The 15466-nt window shown below is 68.5% G+C and carries 19 protein-coding genes and 1 tRNA gene; 3 read left to right on the top strand and 17 right to left on the bottom strand.

Going from position 1 to position 15466, the window contains the following annotated elements:
- Positions 1-15 precede the first annotated feature (15 nt).
- The 3 genes from ACX93N_RS00315 to ACX93N_RS00305 all read right to left on the bottom strand — a co-directional run bounded on the left by ACX93N_RS00315 (position 16) and on the right by ACX93N_RS00305 (position 2400).
- Complete coding sequence (locus ACX93N_RS00315) at positions 16-1053, bottom strand: sodium:calcium antiporter (RefSeq protein ID WP_459426382.1); 1038 nt, start codon at positions 1051-1053, stop codon at positions 16-18.
- Positions 1054-1118: 65 nt separating this feature from the next.
- Positions 1119-1799, bottom strand: a complete 681-nt coding sequence (locus ACX93N_RS00310) for a DUF2490 domain-containing protein (RefSeq protein WP_459426381.1) — start codon at positions 1797-1799, stop codon at positions 1119-1121.
- 1 nt (position 1800) lies between these two features.
- Entirely contained in the window at positions 1801-2400 is a 600-nt protein-coding gene (locus ACX93N_RS00305) for a hypothetical protein (RefSeq protein WP_459426380.1), read from the bottom strand.
- A gap of 187 nt (positions 2401-2587) precedes the next feature.
- On the opposite strand from ACX93N_RS00305, the gene ACX93N_RS00300 reads away from it, so the two are divergent.
- Genes ACX93N_RS00300 through ACX93N_RS00290 form a run of 3 tightly spaced genes read left to right on the top strand, consistent with a single transcriptional unit; the run spans position 2588 to position 5563 of the window.
- Positions 2588-3340 (top strand): glucosylglycerol 3-phosphatase, encoded by a 753-nt coding sequence (locus ACX93N_RS00300; RefSeq protein WP_459426379.1) that lies wholly within the window; start codon positions 2588-2590, stop codon positions 3338-3340.
- Positions 3322-4251, top strand: coding sequence for a carbamate kinase (locus tag ACX93N_RS00295; protein ID WP_459426378.1), 930 nt, complete (start codon positions 3322-3324; stop codon positions 4249-4251). Before ACX93N_RS00300 ends, ACX93N_RS00295 begins: the two co-directional genes overlap by 19 nt.
- 1 nt (position 4252) lies before the next feature.
- Positions 4253-5563 (top strand): hypothetical protein, encoded by a 1311-nt coding sequence (locus tag ACX93N_RS00290; protein WP_459426377.1) that lies wholly within the window; start codon positions 4253-4255, stop codon positions 5561-5563.
- Positions 5564-5765: 202 nt separating this feature from the next.
- Here the strand turns inward: ACX93N_RS00290 and ACX93N_RS00285 are convergent.
- The 14 genes from ACX93N_RS00285 to ACX93N_RS00220 all read right to left on the bottom strand — a co-directional run bounded on the left by ACX93N_RS00285 (position 5766) and on the right by ACX93N_RS00220 (position 15427).
- A tRNA-Lys gene (locus tag ACX93N_RS00285) sits at positions 5766-5841 on the bottom strand.
- A gap of 85 nt (positions 5842-5926) precedes the next feature.
- Complete coding sequence (queC, locus tag ACX93N_RS00280) at positions 5927-6604, bottom strand: 7-cyano-7-deazaguanine synthase QueC (RefSeq protein WP_459426376.1); 678 nt, start codon at positions 6602-6604, stop codon at positions 5927-5929.
- Between the two features lie 4 nt (positions 6605-6608).
- Positions 6609-7277, bottom strand: coding sequence for a 7-carboxy-7-deazaguanine synthase QueE (gene queE / locus ACX93N_RS00275; RefSeq protein ID WP_459426375.1), 669 nt, complete (start codon positions 7275-7277; stop codon positions 6609-6611).
- A gap of 11 nt (positions 7278-7288) precedes the next feature.
- Positions 7289-8134: a tol-pal system protein YbgF gene (ybgF, locus tag ACX93N_RS00270; RefSeq protein ID WP_459426374.1), complete on the bottom strand. Its 846-nt coding sequence runs from the start codon at positions 8132-8134 to the stop codon at positions 7289-7291.
- A gap of 16 nt (positions 8135-8150) precedes the next feature.
- The gene (gene pal / locus ACX93N_RS00265; RefSeq protein WP_459426373.1) at positions 8151-8690 is read right to left on the bottom strand and encodes a peptidoglycan-associated lipoprotein Pal; all 540 of its coding nucleotides are present in this window, start codon (positions 8688-8690) and stop codon (positions 8151-8153) included.
- Between the two features lie 53 nt (positions 8691-8743).
- A complete protein-coding gene (gene tolB, locus ACX93N_RS00260; protein WP_459426372.1) occupies positions 8744-10045 on the bottom strand; it encodes a Tol-Pal system beta propeller repeat protein TolB in 1302 nt (433 codons plus the stop codon).
- Positions 10045-10821 (bottom strand): cell envelope integrity protein TolA, encoded by a 777-nt coding sequence (locus tag ACX93N_RS00255; protein ID WP_459426371.1) that lies wholly within the window; start codon positions 10819-10821, stop codon positions 10045-10047. Before ACX93N_RS00255 ends, tolB begins: the two co-directional genes overlap by 1 nt.
- Entirely contained in the window at positions 10818-11210 is a 393-nt protein-coding gene (gene tolR, locus ACX93N_RS00250; RefSeq protein ID WP_459426566.1) for a protein TolR, read from the bottom strand. Before tolR ends, ACX93N_RS00255 begins: the two co-directional genes overlap by 4 nt.
- Positions 11211-11246: 36 nt before the next feature.
- Positions 11247-11954, bottom strand: coding sequence for a protein TolQ (gene tolQ / locus ACX93N_RS00245; RefSeq protein WP_459426370.1), 708 nt, complete (start codon positions 11952-11954; stop codon positions 11247-11249).
- 4 nt (positions 11955-11958) lie between these two features.
- Positions 11959-12375 carry a tol-pal system-associated acyl-CoA thioesterase gene (gene ybgC / locus ACX93N_RS00240; protein WP_459426369.1) on the bottom strand — a complete coding sequence of 139 codons (417 nt, stop codon included), beginning with the start codon at positions 12373-12375 and terminating at the stop codon, positions 11959-11961.
- Positions 12372-13442, bottom strand: coding sequence for a Holliday junction branch migration DNA helicase RuvB (ruvB, locus tag ACX93N_RS00235; protein ID WP_459426368.1), 1071 nt, complete (start codon positions 13440-13442; stop codon positions 12372-12374). Before ruvB ends, ybgC begins: the two co-directional genes overlap by 4 nt.
- Positions 13443-13455: 13 nt before the next feature.
- Positions 13456-14061: a Holliday junction branch migration protein RuvA gene (gene ruvA / locus ACX93N_RS00230; protein WP_459426367.1), complete on the bottom strand. Its 606-nt coding sequence runs from the start codon at positions 14059-14061 to the stop codon at positions 13456-13458.
- A 10-nt stretch (positions 14062-14071) separates the two neighbouring features.
- The gene (ruvC, locus tag ACX93N_RS00225) at positions 14072-14590 is read right to left on the bottom strand and encodes a crossover junction endodeoxyribonuclease RuvC (protein WP_459426366.1); all 519 of its coding nucleotides are present in this window, start codon (positions 14588-14590) and stop codon (positions 14072-14074) included.
- Positions 14591-14677: 87 nt separating this feature from the next.
- A complete protein-coding gene (locus ACX93N_RS00220; protein WP_459426365.1) occupies positions 14678-15427 on the bottom strand; it encodes a YebC/PmpR family DNA-binding transcriptional regulator in 750 nt (249 codons plus the stop codon).
- Positions 15428-15466: the final 39 nt, after the last annotated feature.

The following is a 15466-nucleotide window of genomic DNA, read 5'->3' as shown; positions in this document are numbered from 1 at the left end:
CTGCGCCCGGCACGGCTAGACGCCGACAAAGAGCGTCATGGCGATACCACCGACATAGAGCACGAGAAGTACCACGCTTTCGACACCGATCGCCCCCGGCCCGCGCTCCTCGCGCCGCAGCAGGCCCAGCAAGAGGACCGCAGCCATGAGCAGGGTCAGCGCCGTCCAGAAGGTGACCGCGGAACTCATCGCGTGGTAGATCGACCCGGGGCGGTAGGCGATATCGGCCCCGGCGGCGAAGAGACAGTCGAAGGCATTGCCGCCGATGATGCCGCCCACGGCCAGCGTCAATGCGCCGCGCCGCACCGCGGCCACCGATGTGACCAGTTCCGGTAAGGACGTGGCGACGGCGGTGAACAGCACCCCCACCGCGGTGGCGTCCAGCCAACTGGTGCGGGCGATGTGGGACGCGGCCTTTTCCATCGTCCAGCCGGCGAGACCCAGGACCAGCATCAACAGCAGAAAGCGCAACAGGAGCGGTGCCAGCGCCGGCACCCGGGCGAGATCTTCGGGCACGTCGTGGCGCGTTGCGGCCGTTTGCGTCGGCCTCCACATGGGGTGCTCGCGCATGCTGCCGACAATGCCGGTACCGTAGGCATAGACCAGGAGCAGCACCGGGGTGACCGGGTGCACACCCAGGAACGTGACCGCAGGCAGCGTGGGCCCAAGCAGGATGAGGGCCAGCAGCGCGATGAGCAGGGCCCCCTGCATCAGGTTCTGCGCGGACGCCGCCGCATGCTCCAGGTTGGCCCTGCGATAGACCAGGTCGGCGACAACCAGGAAGGCCGTCTGCACCGCGATACCACCGAGGGCGTTGCCGAGGGCCAGTTCCGGCAGCCCGTTCCAGGCGGCCGTCACCGACAGGACACTGCCCGAGAGCGAGGTCGCCGCGCCAAGCAGTACGGCGCCGCTGACCGCCTCGCCGAGACCGGTCCGGTCCGCAAGCTGATCGACCACGCCGGTGATCATCGTGCCGAACACGGCGATAACCGCCGCGCAGACGGCAAAGGCCGCAAGGCTCTGCGCGAGCGTCCAGGCCCCGAACTCAAACAAGGGAGCCGCCCCTGCCTATCCCGGCCCGTCGCGTGCTGCTCCCCGGGGACGGCGGGACGGGGCGATCAGAAGCTGGCAAAGTAACCCACCTTGAACCACAACCGGTGCCTGAAGCCATCCTGGATGAACTTGTCGGCACGATAGTCCATGCTCAGCTCCACTTTCCGGTCGCGGGTCATGAGCCGCCCCAGGGTCAGCACGAAGCGGTTCTCGATCTCGAATTCATCGGACTGCGCGCTGAAAATCGGCTCGTTGGAAACCACGAGGTAGTTCTCTCCCGGCTCGAGCGTCGTGCCGGAGAGCGGCAGCTCGGCCGCCAGGCGATAGCGCAGGCGCAGTGCCACGTCCTCGCCGTCGGTAAACGTCTGGTCGGTGCGCACCCGGTGCGCGAGGCGCATCGTTCTCAGTCGCATCACAGTGGCAAACTGCTGGATAAGCCGGTTCGCATTCGCACCGTCCTGAACCCGGTGAAAGACACCGAAAGCGACGCTGTTCGATGCGCTGAGCTTCGCACCGTAGAATGCCATCCAGTCGGTCCGGTAATGGGTGAACTGCCTGCGCGGGTCGTCATCGCGGTCATAGGTTATCTGCTGGTGCTCTACCTTGAAGGTGAGCGAGCGTCCATCCTCAAGCCGCTTCGTGATCGCCGCCTCGGGAAACAGGCCCGTGAAAAACTCCGCGGACTGCGCCGGCGGAACGAACAAGGCGACCGTGGCGAACAGCAGCAGGGGCAGCCAGCAGCGCATGTCAGAACAGCAGGTTTTCTGTCGGCGGCAGGATGACGCGGCGACTCAGCAGGTGTCGTCCCTCGTGATCAAACAGCCCCTCACGGTACTGGCTTGGCGCAGCGCCGAGGGTAGCTGTGTATTCGACTTCGTAGCGGATCGTCAGGCCTTCGTTTTCATTCTCGTCAAAGAAATCCTCCAGGTCATCGGCAGCGCCCGAGTACTGGACCTGCAGTCTGCTGATCTCGAACGTGCTGTAAGTGGCTGACAGGTGAGCCCGGAGGTTCTGCCGTACCTCGTCCGGCAGGTCGGCGAGGCCGATTTCCACCTCCACGTCCTGGAGCGAGCCCTCCGAAGTGAACTCGACACTGTAGTACTGACCGCGCCACTTGAACTTGGCCTCGTAGGTGTAGCCCGATTCATAAAAATCCTGGTACCAGCGCGGCGAACGCAGGAATTCGAAAGCGTCCCGCAGCCATCTCCTGGCCGCCTCAGGCACCTCGGAGGGCCTGACGCTCCGCTCCCGCTCCAGCTTCTCCTGGGCGGACAGCGCCATCGCTACGGCAAACGCGATCACTCCACAGGCGGCCGCAATGCCGGGAGGCAACGAGAAAGGTGGCATGGACGGTAACCTCGTCGGCGCGGCAGCTGAGACAGTGACAGGATAGAACAAGAACCCACGGGCAGGCAGCACTGAACTGGACTGCACTTACACAGTAGAGTACTGCCGGTGCGGTGTCCCGAAAGTGGCGGGTACGCGTCGGCCCGGCACTACAGGCGCGGCGGCCTTGTCGCTTACCATGGAGCCCATGACGCTGCACACGTTCCATCTCTGCCCCGATCACACACCGCTTGCCGAGGGACTCCTCGCCAGCGAACGCCTGCTGATCATCCAGGATCTCGACGGCGTTTGCATGGGCCTGGTCCGGGATCCGCGCTACCGCGCTATTGAGCAGCGCTATGTCGAAGCCAGTCGCGCGCTGGCCGGACACTTCTTCGTCCTCACCAACGGTGAACACATCGGCTCCCACGGCGTGGACGGCATCATCGAGGCGGCGTTCGACGACCCCGGGCGCGCCCCGGCGGAGGGGTGCTACCTGCCGGGGCTTGCCGGCGGCGGTGTGCAGCAGCAGGACGCCTTCGGCCGCGTCTCGCACCCGGGCGTCAGTGCCGAGGAGCTGCACTTCCTCCATGGTGCGCCCGGGCGAGCCCGCCGCTGGCTCGATAGCCTGCTGCGACGGCCGCCGCACGCGCTGGCGGGCGCGACTGCGGCACCCCTGGTCGAGGCCTGCGTGCTCGACAACGCGATCTCGCCAACGCTGAATCTCAACCCCGTGCGCGAGCGTTTGGCCGCCGGTGACGGCGAGCTGCTGCGGCCGTCGGTCGATCCCGCCGCCCTCGACAACCCGGCCACCCGCTGGGATGCGGTCGCCGGGATCACGGACCCGGAATACCCGCTGAAGCTGAACTTCCTGTTCCCCGGCGGCCACCGGCAGTACGTCGATTTTTTCTGCGGCGTTGCCCGCCGCTGGCGCGAGCGGCCATGCCACGCCGCCTCGTAATCAGCCTCGGTGGCAATGCTTTCGCCCGAGGGGGCGAGGCCATGACCATGGCCGGGCAGTTCCGCTTCGCCGCGGATACGCTGGCGCCGCTGGCTGCCCTGCTGACCGGCGGCGAGGAACTGCTGCTCACCCACGGTAACGGCCCCCAGGTGGGTTTCATCCTGACCCGCGCCGAAGAGGCGCTCGGCAAGGCCTACGGGCTCCCGCTGGAGGTCTGCGTGGCGGAATCGGAGGGTGAGATCGGCTACGTGCTGCAGCAGACCCTGCACAACCTCACCGCCGGCCGGCGCCCGGTGGCGACACTGCTCACGCAGGTGGTGGTCGATGCGGAGGATCCGGCCTTCACACGGCCGGACAAGCCCATCGGCCCGTGGTTTGATCCTGCCCAGGCCGAGACGCTGGCGGCGTCAGGTATGCCGCTTGTGCGCGATGGCAACGGGCGCGGGCGGCGGGTGGTAGCGTCGCCGCGTCCCCTGCGGATCGTGGAGACTGCGGTTGTCGACAGCGTCCTGCGCCTCGGTGTGGTCGCCATCGCCGCCGGTGGCGGCGGCATCCCGGTGGTGGAACGGGACGGCCGCCTCGAGGGGGTTGAGGCGGTGGTGGACAAGGACCTGGCCACGGCGCTCCTCGCTATCGAACTGGGTGCGGAGCGGCTGGTGCTGGTCACCGGCGTGGCGGGGGTTTATCGTGCCTTCGGTACGCCCGGGGCGTCGCTCATCGAGCGGACAACACCCGCCGCGCTGAAGGAGCTGGCTGCGGCGGGGGAGTTTCCGCCCGGGAGCATGGGGCCGAAGGTGGCGGCGGCGGTGCAGTTCGTCCGTGCCGCCGGACGACCGGCGATCATCTGTCAGCCGGCCGAGCTGGCGGCGGCGCTGGACGGGCGGGCCGGTACGCGGGTGGAGGCGAGCTGACATGTTCAAGTGCATCATCATGGGCGCCGCCGGGCGTGACTTTCACGACTTTCGCAGCTTCTTCCTCGAGCGACCGTCGTTCCGCGTGGTCGCCTTTACGGCGACGCAGATTCCCTTTATCGCCGGGCGCGCCTTCCCCAGGGAACTCGCCGGGCCGCACTACGACGCGGACATCCCGATTCACGACGAAAGCGAGCTGGCACAGCTGATCGCCGAACACGGCGTCGACTTTGTTTTTCTCGCCTATAGTGACCTGCCGCATCGGGAGGTCATGCACAAGGCTTCCCTGGTGCAGGCGTCCGGCGCCAGCTTCGTGCTCCTCGGCCCGGGGCAGACCTGCCTGCCGTCGCGCCGGCCCGTCGTCGCCGTGACCGCGACCCGCACCGGGGCCGGCAAGAGCCCGCTGACCCAGTACCTCGCGCGGACCCTGGAGGCCGGGGGTGTACGCGCCATCACCGTCCGCCACCCCATGCCCTACGGCGACCTCGGTGCACAGGCAGTGCAGCGCTTTGCGAGCTACGAAGACTTCGAGCGCCACCGCTGCACCATCGAGGAGCGCGAGGAATACGAGCCCTACGTTCGCCAGGGGCTGGTGATCTACGCGGGCGTTGACTACCGGGCGATTCTCGCCGCTGCCGAGGAAGAGGCAGACATCATTCTCTGGGATGGTGGCAACAACGACTTCCCTTTTTTCCGCGCGGACCTCTCGATCGTGGTCAGCGACGCGCTGCGCGCCGGTCACGGCCTCGATTATTACCCCGGCGAGACGAACTTCCGCGCTGCCGACGTCCTGGTCGTCAACAAGGTGGCGCAGGCGACGCCCGACGCGGTACAGGCGATGCTGCAGCTCAAGGAGCGGCTGAACCCGGGTGCCGTGCTGATCGAGTCTGACCTCCTGGTCGAGGCCGATCGGCCCGAGGCGCTCGCGGGGCGATGCGTGCTGGTCATCGAGGACGGTCCGACGGTGACTCACGGCGGCATGGCCTACGGCGCCGGCTTCGTCGCCGCGCGGCAGCATGGGGCCGCGACCCTGGTCGATCCCCGTCCTCACGCCGTGGGCAGCATTGCCGCGACCTTCGCCGCCAATCCGCACCTGGAGCGCGTACTCCCGGCCATGGGCTACTCGGCGCAGCAGCGGGAGGAACTGCTGGCAACGATTGCCGCCAGCGGCGCAGAGGTGGTGGTCGATGCGAGCCCGGCGGATCTCGCCAGGCTCCTCGGCGTCGAGTTGCCGGTGGTCCGGGTCAGCTATCGCTGGGTACAGCGCAGCGGACCGGAGCTGGCCGAGCGGATTCGCCAGCTCCTCGCCTAGCCCGGCGCAGCCTCATCCGGCGCCATGCGCGGGATGTCGGAAAAGTGTCGGAAGTGAAGGATGAATCATGACAAGGGTCCGCGGCGTGATACGACGTAACCCTTTATGTTTCTTGATTGTATGGTGGTGCTGGGCTCAACCGGGGCACGCCAGCCCAGCGACCAATCATTATCGGCGGCAGAGCGTTTGTTAACTGGGAAAATGGTGGGCCGTGCTGGGCTCGAACCAGCGACCAATTGGTTAAAAGCCAACTGCTCTACCAACTGAGCTAACGGCCCGGGGAAGGGCCTCGGCGGGACTGCTGTCCAAACGCCGAGTGAGGCGCGTATCTTACGGATCCACCGCCAAAACTCAAGGGAAAATTCAGCCGCCCGCGTAGCGCGTCGGGTCCGCCACGCCCGCGGCCTCGAAGCCCTCGCGGCGCAGGCGGCAGGCGTCGCAGCGGCCGCAGGCCAGGCCGTCGTCCGTAGCCTGGTAGCACGATACCGTGAGCGCGTAGTCAACGCCGAGCTCAATGCCGCGGCGGATGATCGCGTCCTTGCCCAGCGCCATGAGCGGCGCGCGAACGCGGATGCCGCCCTCCTCCACGCCCACACGGGTGGCCAGGTTGGCGACGCGCTCGAAGGCCTCGATAAAGGCCGGGCGGCAGTCCGGGTAGCCCGAATAGTCCACGGCGTTGACGCCGATGAAAATGTCGCGGGCGTCCAGCACCTCGGCCCAGCCCAGGGCAATGGCGAGGAACACGGTATTGCGCGCCGGTACGTAGGTGACCGGGATGCCCTCGGTGGCCTCCTCGGGCACGGCGATTGCATCGTCCGTGAGTGCCGAACCGCCGATGCTGTCCAGGTTCAGCGAGACAACCTTGTGCTCCACGTCGCCCAGCGCCGCGGAAACCCGCTCGGCGGCGTTGAGCTCGGCGCGGTGGCGCTGGCCATAGTCGAAGCTCAGGGTGTAGCAGGCGTAGCCCTCGGCCCGCGCCATGGCGAGCACGGTGGTGGAATCGAGGCCACCGGAGGTGAGGACGACGGCGCGTTGCTCCATGGCCTCAGTGCCCCGGCTCGTCATTCCACAGGAGCTTGTGCAGCTGCAGCTGCAGGCGCACCGGCAGCCGGTCCGCGAGGATCCACTCGGCGAGTTCCCGGGGATCCTGCTGGCCGTGGCTGGGTGAAAAGAGCACGTCGCCGGCGCGCTCGGCGAGACGGTACTCGTCCAGCTTGAAGCTCGCCCAGTCGTAGTCCGCGCGGTCGCAGATCACGAACTTGACCTGGTCCCGCAGTGTGAGGTGCTCAATGTTGCCATAGTCGTTGCGCGCCATCTCCCCGGAGGCCGGCGTTTTCAGGTCGAGCACCTTGACCACCCGCGGGTCCACGTCGCCCACGGGCATGGCCCCGCTGGTCTCCAGGGAGACCTCGTAGCCGGCATCACAGAGCGCCGCCAGGAGCGGCAGGCAGGCGGGCTGGGCCAGCGGCTCGCCGCCGGTGACCGTGACGTAGCGGGCGCCGTACCCGGCGACGGTGTCGAGGACCCGCTCCTGTGCCCACAGCTCGCCGCCGCTGAAAGCGTAGGCGGTGTCGCAGTAGACGCAGCGCAGCGGGCAGCCGGTGAGGCGCACAAACACCGTGGGCAGGCCCACGGTCCGCGCCTCGCCCTGGAGCGAGTGGAAGATCTCGGTGATGCGCAGGGTGGTTGCGCTGGCGTCGAGGGCGGCGGTCACAGTGTAACCGCTCAGAGATTCTGCTGGATGAATTCCCTGGCCAGCCCCGCGGCGGAGCTCTCCGGGTACTGGCGGATCACCCGGTCCAGGAATTCTCTGGCGCGTTCCCGGTTGCCCTTGATGTAGTGCACGCGCCCCAGCTTGTAGAGGGCGTCGGGCTCCTTGGCGTTACCCGGATACTGGTCGAGGAGGAGCATGAAGGACTGCCGCGCCGCCTCCGGGTCCGGCGGCTGCAGCACGAGGTAGAGTTCGCCGAGCCAGTAGTGGGCGTTGGGGGCGTAGCGGCCGTCCGGGAAGCGCTCGAGGAACTGCTTGAAGGCCGCGACGGCGTCGCCGAACTCCTGGTTGCGCACCAGCGCATAGGCGGCGCGGTAGGCGTCGCCTTCGCCGGGCTGCTCGGCCGCTTCACTGCTGCCAGCGGCGGCCGGTGCGCTCGTGACCGGGCTTTCACCGCTGATGCTGCCGGTCGGCGCGGCCCCGCCGGCAAGGCGCCGGTCGAGGTCGAGGTAACGCTCGAGACTCTGCTCCTTCAACCGGCGGATCTCATGCGCCTGCTCTTCGACCTTGCCGTTGAGTTGCATTACTTCCTGCTGCAGCCGCTGCAGCTGGATGAAGAGATTGCCGATGGTCTGCTCGCTGCCAACGGCCGGCGCCGGGGGGCGGCTGACCGTGGCCGGTGCGGCGCTGCTGTCGAGCCCGTAACTGCGGGCCCCCGCGGGCTGGGCGGCATTGCTGTTGCCGGCGCGGGCCCGCTCGGCCTCGACGTCGATATAGTCCTGGCCCAGGGCTCCGAAGGACACCGGGCCGGCCATGAGGGCCAGCCCGGTCAGGAACAGCTTGGGGGCTCGATACCGCATCGCGTTCCGCTGTCGCTTACTTCACCAGCTCCACGCGGCGGTTCTGCGACCAGTTCTCCTCGCCGGAGCCATAGGCCACGGGCTTTTCCTCGCCGTAGCTGATGGTCTCGATGCGGTAACTGGCGATACCGTTGACGACCATGTAGTCGCGCACCGCGTTGGCCCGGCGCTCGCCCAGGGCCATGTTGTAGTCCCGGGTGCCGCGCTCGTCGGTATGGCCCTCGAGGCGGATGCTCTCGTCGTTGGTCTTCAGCAGCACGATATGGGCGTCCAGCGCCTGCTGCGCTTCCGGCTTGAGCACGGAGCTGTCGAAGTCGAAGTAGAAGACGTTGCCGGCGGCCATGGCGGCCTGCTCGAGCTGGCGCTGCTCGGCAGCGGCGGCCTCGGCGGCCTCGCGCTCCGCTTCCCGGGCGGCTTCCGCAGCGGCGATCTCGGCCTGGCGTGCGGCCTCGGCGGCGGCTTCATCTTCCTTGCTGCCGGAGCCGGAGCAGGCAACGAGGAACGCGGCGGTGAACAGCAGGGTCAGTGCCTTGCCGGCGACTGGCAGATGATTCATAGCGGTTTTCCTTCCCTTCGTATCGTTGTTCGAGCGGCCGCGCTGGCGGGCGCTCACTGGCTGATATACGGCGACCAGGCCGGCTCGCGGACGTCCCCGCTGCGCGCCGGCAGGCGGAACTTGACGCCGCCGTCGACGGACACGGCAGAGAGGATCCCACGGTCCCCCAGCTTGGTGGCATACAATACCATAGAGCCATTGGGGGCGATACTCGGACTTTCGTCAAGATCCGTGCTCGTGAGCACGTGCAGGCGCTCGGTCACCAGGTCGTGGATGGCAATGTGGAACTGCCCTTCCCGCTGGTGCACCAAGGCCACGTTGCGCCCGTCCTGGGCCACCCGGGCCCGGGCGTTGTACACCCCCTCGAAGGTGACCCGGTCGGTGATCCCGGACTGCAGGTTGTAGCGGTAGATCTGCGGCCTGCCGCCCCGGTCGGAGGTGAACAGCAGCGACTTCCCGTCCGGCATCCAGGTCGGTTCCGTATCGATGGCGTAGTGGCGGGTGATGCGCGTCAGGCGCTTGCTGCCGAGGTCGAGCAGGTAGATGTCCGGGCTGCCGTCCTTGGACAGCACCAGGGCCAGCGTGTTGCCGTCCGGTGACCAGGCCGGCGAGCTGTTCAGGCCCCGGAAGTTGGTGAGCTGCTCGCGGGCGCCGGTGCGCAGGTCCTGGCGGAAGATCGCCGGCCGGCCCGTCTCGAAAGAAACGTACGCCACCTGGCTCGCATCCGGCGCCCAGGTCGGCGCCATCACCGGTTCGCGGGACTCGAGCAGCACGATGGGCCGGGCGCCGTCGCTGTCGGCGAGGGTAAGCCGATAGTAATCCTTGCCGCCGGGATTACGGGTCACGGAGACGTAGAGCAGGCGGGTGGCGAAAGCGCCGGGGATGCCCGTGAGGCGTTCGTAGACGGCGTCGGAAACACGGTGCGCCAGCATGCGCGCCTCGTTCGCAGGGCCGGTCACCGTGCCCGTGGTGACCTCGCGCTGGCGGTTCACGTCGTAGAGCGCGTAGTCGATCCGCAGCTCCTCCGCCAGGCTCGCGCGGCCGATAAGCAGGTACTCGGTGCCGATGGCGCGCCAGTCCCGGTAGAAGATTTCCGCCTCGCTGCTCGGCAGGCTGAGCATGTCGCCACGATCGACCGGGGCGAACTGACCGCTGCGGGCGAGATCACCCTGCACGACCCCGGCGATGTCCTCCGGTATCGCAGCCGTGCCCGCGAAGGGCACGATGGCAATGGGTGTCGGATCGTCGACCCCCTGGGTGATCTCGATGACCAGCTCCGCGCGGGCGGCGAGCGGCACGAGGAGAGCAAGGCACAGGGCACAGGCAAGGCGGGCAACACGTCTGGTGATCGTCATCAGTAGCGAAGGTCCTCGGGTCTGAACAGGAGGCGGAAACGCCGGAAGGTCTTTTCGAATTCGCGGGACGGCAGGTTGGACAATTCCGGGAAGCTGCCGGCCTTTTCCACCGCGTTCACCGCCGAGCGGTCGAAGGCGGCATTACCGCTGGAGCGTAGCACGGTCACGCTGAGGATCTCGCCGGTGGGCACGAGTTGCACCGCCAGGAGCGCCTCCATACCGTTGCGCGCGCTCGGCGGGCGGCTCCAGTAGCCGATCACCGTACGCTGGATGAGTGCCGCGTAGCTGGCGGCCATCTCTTCGGCGGTGACGGCGACGCGGGCCTCTTCCTCGCTGGCCACCGCGGCCTCGAGCTCCCTGCGCGTCAGCGCCGCCAGTTCCTCGGCGCTCATGCGCTGTTCCTCGCGCGGTTCCGGCTTGGGTTCCGGCTTGGGTTCCGACCGGGGCGCGGGCTTCGGTTCGGCCTTCGGCGCGACGTCGGCGGGCTTTGTTTGCTGCGCCGCGGCCTTCGGTTCCGGCTCCGGCGCGGCCTGCTGCCGCGGCTTCGGTTCCGGTGTCGCCCGGGGCTTCGGCTTCGGTTCCGGGCGGACCTGGTCCAGGGTCACCAGCTTCGCCTCGATGATCTTCGGTGTGATGGTGCGCGCCTCGATGGTCCGCTCCGGCTGCCACTCCCAGCGCGCGGCCAGCGCGAGCAAGAGGAGTCCGTGGAGGGCCAGGGTCACCGCCGCGGGCAGGAGCCTGAGAGCCGGGCCGTCCGGCGCCAGCAGCGCATTCATCGCGGGTCTTCCGTCACCAGGCCGACCGCCGGCGCCCCCGCCTCCTGCAGCGCCGCCATGAGGGTGACGACCTCACCGTAGGGCACGGCCTCGTCACCCCAGACGAGCACCGGCTTGTCCGGGCTGCGGCGCATCACCGCCCCCACCCGCTGCTGAATGGTGGCCAACGAGAGGGGCCGCTCCTCGTCTACCCCAAGGTTGAGAAAGAGCTGCCCGGCGCTGTTCACCGAGACGATGAGCGGTTCGCTGTCCTGGTTGTCCACCGGCTCCGCCGCGGCGTCAGGCAGCTCCACCTTCACGCCCTGCATGAGCATGGGCGCCGTCACCATGAAAATGATGAGAAGCACGAGCATCACGTCGATGTAGGGCACGACGTTGATCTCGGCCATGGGCCGGTGCTTGTTGCGCTGGCGGCCCACCGGCGGTCAGCGCTCCCGGGGGCGGCCGCGCAGGGCGTAGGCCTGGCGGTAGAGGATGCTGGAGAACTCGTCCACGAAGGTTTCGTAGCGGTTCTCGAACATGTCCACGCGGGCCGCGAAGCGGTTGTAGGCCATGACTGCGGGAATGGCCGCGAACAGGCCCATGGCCGTGGCGACGAGGGCTTCGGAAATGCCCGGTGCTACCGTGGCCAGGGTGGCCTGGGTCGCGTTGGCGAGGCCACGGAAGGAGTGCATGATCCCCCACACGGTGCCGAAGAGGCCGATATAGGGGCTGGTCGAGCCCACGGAGGCGAGGAACGGCAGGTTCTTCTCGAGCCGCTCCTCCTCCCGCAGCGTGGCCACGCGCATGGCCCGGCGGGCGCCCTCGACCACGGCCTCGGCGTCCATGTCGGACTGCTTGGCCAGGCGGGAGAACTCCTTGAAGCCTGCGCGGAAGATGCTTTCCATGCCGAGGATCGTATCGCCGTCCGCGGCCCGCTGGTTGCCCTCGCGGTAGAGCTCGGCGAGATCGATGCCGGACCAGAACTGGTCCTCGAAGGCGAGCATGTCGCCGAGGCTCTGGCGGTAGTAGAGAACGCGCTGGGCGATCATGTACCAGGAGGTCACGGACGCCGCGAGCAGGATCAGCATGACCGCCTGCACGGTGAAGCTCGCATTGAGCACGAGGTCCAGAAGGCTGAGCTGTTCTTCCAAGTCCCTACTCCCCGGGTATGACGGCGCGCAGTGTAGCAAGCATGTCGCGCGGGATGCGACGCGGCCGCAGCGTGGCGCCGTCCACGCAGGCGATGGTGATGTCCCCGCTGACCAGCGTCTCGCTCCCGCGTCGCACCACCTGTTCCAGCGCCAGGGTTGCGCCGGCCGCCCGTCGCGGCACCACGGTCACGGCGAGCAGGTCGTCGAGCCGCGCCGGCGCGTGCCAGGTCAGTGCCGCATCGCGCACCACGAACATGAGGCCGGCCGGCAGCAGCTTGTCCCAGCCGCTGCCGAGCTCACGCAGGTACTCGGTGCGGGCCCGCTCCATGAACTTGAGGTAGTTCACGTAGTAGACAATGCCGCCGGCGTCCGTGTCCTCGATGTAGACCCGCACCGGGAGGGAAAATTCACCCCCGCTCACGGCTCGTCGCCCGGCGTTCCATCCAGGGGCAGGGAGGGCTGGGGCGGCACCTCGCCGCCGCGTTTTGGGGCGGCGAGGCCGAAGTGAAGGTAGGCGTTGCGGGTGACCACGCGGCCGCGGGGGGTGCGCACGATGAAGCCCTGCTGGATCAGGTAGGGCTCGAGCACGTCCTCGATGGTCCCGCGCTCCTCCGAGAGCGATGCGGCGAGGCTGTCGATGCCCACGGGGCCACCGTCGAACTTCTCGATGAGCGTGAGCAGCAGGCGCCGGTCGAGGTGGTCGAAACCGGCGGCATCGACGCTCAGCATGTCGAGGGCGCGATCCGCCGTGCCGGCATCAATGCGGCCGTCACCGCGGACCTCGGCGAAGTCGCGCACGCGCCGGAGGAGCCGGTTGGCGATGCGCGGCGTGCCCCGGGAGCGCCGGGCGATCTCCACCGCGCCGCCCTCGTCCATGGGGATGCCGAGGATACCGGCGCTGCGGCCGACGATGCGGGCGAGATCGGCCACCTCGTAGAACTCCAGGCGCTGAACGATGCCGAAGCGGTCGCGCAGCGGCGAGGTCAACAGGCCGGCGCGTGTGGTCGCGCCAACCAGGGTGAAGGGCGGCAGGTCCAGCTTGATGGAGCGCGCCGCCGGCCCCTCGCCGATCATGATGTCGAGCTGGTAGTCCTCCATCGCCGGGTAGAGCACCTCCTCCACGAAGGGGCTCAGGCGGTGGATCTCGTCGATGAAGAGCACGTCGCCGGGCTCCAGGTTGGTCATCAGGGCGGCGATGTCGCCGGCCTTTTCCAGCACCGGCCCGGAGGTAGTCTTCAGGGAGACGCCGAGTTCGTGGGCGACGATGGCGGCAAGGGTCGTCTTGCCGAGCCCCGGGGGACCGAAGATCAGCGTGTGGTCCAGGGGCTCCCCGCGGGCCTTCGCCGCAGCCAGAAAGATGCCCATCTGCTCGCGCACCGCGGGCTGTCCGACGTAGTCCTCGAGGGTCTTCGGGCGTATGGCCCGGTCCTGGGCGTCCTCGCGCTCGCCAGCGCCCTCAGCCGCGAGGAGCCGGTCCGGTTCGATCATGCCCTGCCCCCGCTCACGCGCGCACCGTCGAACGCAGCGCCCGGCGGATCAGCTCCTCGCTGTCGTCGATGCTGTCGTCGTTCACCGCGGCCACCAGCCGGGCGGCCTCCGCGGGCTTGTAGCCGAGCGCAACGAGCGCGCCTTCCGCATCGGCGGTGATATCCGCCGGGCGCTCCGCGGCGGGCGTGGCCGCCGGTACCGCGGCATCATCGAGCCAGTCCTTCAGCCGGTCGCGCATCTCCACCAGCAGCCGTTCGGCGGTCTTGCGGCCAACGCCGGGCAGGGCCACGAGGGAGGCACTGTCATCGCGCTGCACGCAGCGCACGAAGCTGTCTGCATCCATGCCCGAGAGGATCGCCAGGGCGAGCTTCGGGCCGACCCCGGACACGCGCACCAGGTTGCGGAACAGCTCCCGGTCCCGCGCATCGATGAATCCGTAGAGCACCTGAGCGTCCTCGCGCACGGCGAAGTGGGTCACGAGGGCGACCTCCTGGCCGAGGGCCGGAAGCTGGAAAAGGGTCGTCATGGGTACCTGCAGTTCGTAGCCGATGCCGCCGACATCGACGAGGATCTCCGGGGGCTGCTTCGCCACGAGCACACCGCGCAGGCTGCCGATCATCGCGCGGCCCTCAGCGGACCCGGCGCCGGCGCACGGCGCTGGCGCCGGCGAGGGCCACGAGCCCGGCGCGGGTGTGCAGGTGGCACAGGGCGGCGGCGAGCGCGTCGGCCGCGTCCTCCTGCGGCGTGCCCGGGAGCTTGAGGAGTGTCTTCACCATATGCTGCACCTGCACCTTGTCGGCGGCGCCGGTGCCGACGACCGCCTGCTTGATCTGCCGCGCCGAGTACTCGCTGACCTGCATGCCCGCCGCGACGCAGGGGACGATGGCCGCCCCCCGGGCCTGGCCGAGCTTGAGGGCGGAGCCGGCGCTGCGGGCCATGAACACCTGCTCGATGGCGAGCTCCGACGGGCAGTGCAGCTCGACGAGCTCGGTGATACCCGCCGCGAGCACCCGCAGGCGCTCCGGCAGCGGCCCGGCGGGCAGGCGGATCACGCCGCTGGTCAGGTAGCGGGCGCCGCCGGGGCCGGCTTCGATGATACCAAAGCCCGTCTTCACCGAGCCGGGGTCGATGCCGAGGATTACCGCCATGGGTGCCGCTCCGGCGCTGCGCCTGCCCTCATAGCTGTAAGAATCTACAGTATTTCGGCAGCGGGGCGAAGCCGCTCGGTCCTTTTGTCAGCCCTGCAGCTCGGCGAGCACGTCGTCGGGGATGTCGACGTTCGTATACACGTTCTGGACATCATCGAGGTCTTCCAGCGCGTCGACCAGGCCCATGAGGGACTCGGCGCCGGCGGCATCGACGGGCACCGTGGTGCTGGCGATCATGGTGACCTCGCCGCTCTCCGGCGAGAGCCCTGCCTCCTCGAGGGCCGCCTTGATGGCAGAGAAGTCCTCCCAGGGCGTCATCACGTCGAAGGAACCGTCGTCGTTGGGGATGATGTCCTCCGCGCCCGCCTCCAGGGCCACCTCCATGAGCTGTTCTTCATCGGTGCCCGCCGCGAAGGTAAGCTGGCCACGGCGGGTGAAGAGGTAGGCGACGGAACCGTCCGTGCCGAGGTTGCCGCCGCGCTTGCTGAAGGCATGGCGCACCTCGGCCACGGTGCGGTTGCGGTTGTCGGTCATGACCTCGAGCAGTACGGCGATGCCGCCGGCGGCGTAACCCTCGTAGGTCAGCTCCTCGACATCGTCCGACTCGTTGTTGCCCGCACCGCGGGCGATGGCCCGGTCGATGGTGTCCCGGGTCATGTTGGCGCCGAGCGCCTTGTCGACGGCCGCGCGCAGTCGCGGGTTGTCTTCCGGGGCCGGCCCGCCCTGCTTTGCGGCCACGACCAGTTCCCGGATGAGCTTGGTGAACATTTTTCCGCGCTTGGCGTCCTGGGCCGCCTTGCGGTGCTTGATATTGGCCCATTTACTGTGGCCGGCCATGGCGTCCTCCTTTCCTCTCCCCTGCCTTTCCCGAGGGCT

The sequence above is a fragment of the Pseudohaliea sp. genome (assembly GCF_054552115.1).
Note: the sequence above shows the minus strand (reverse complement) of the source record. Positions and strands in the feature narration are given on the sequence as shown.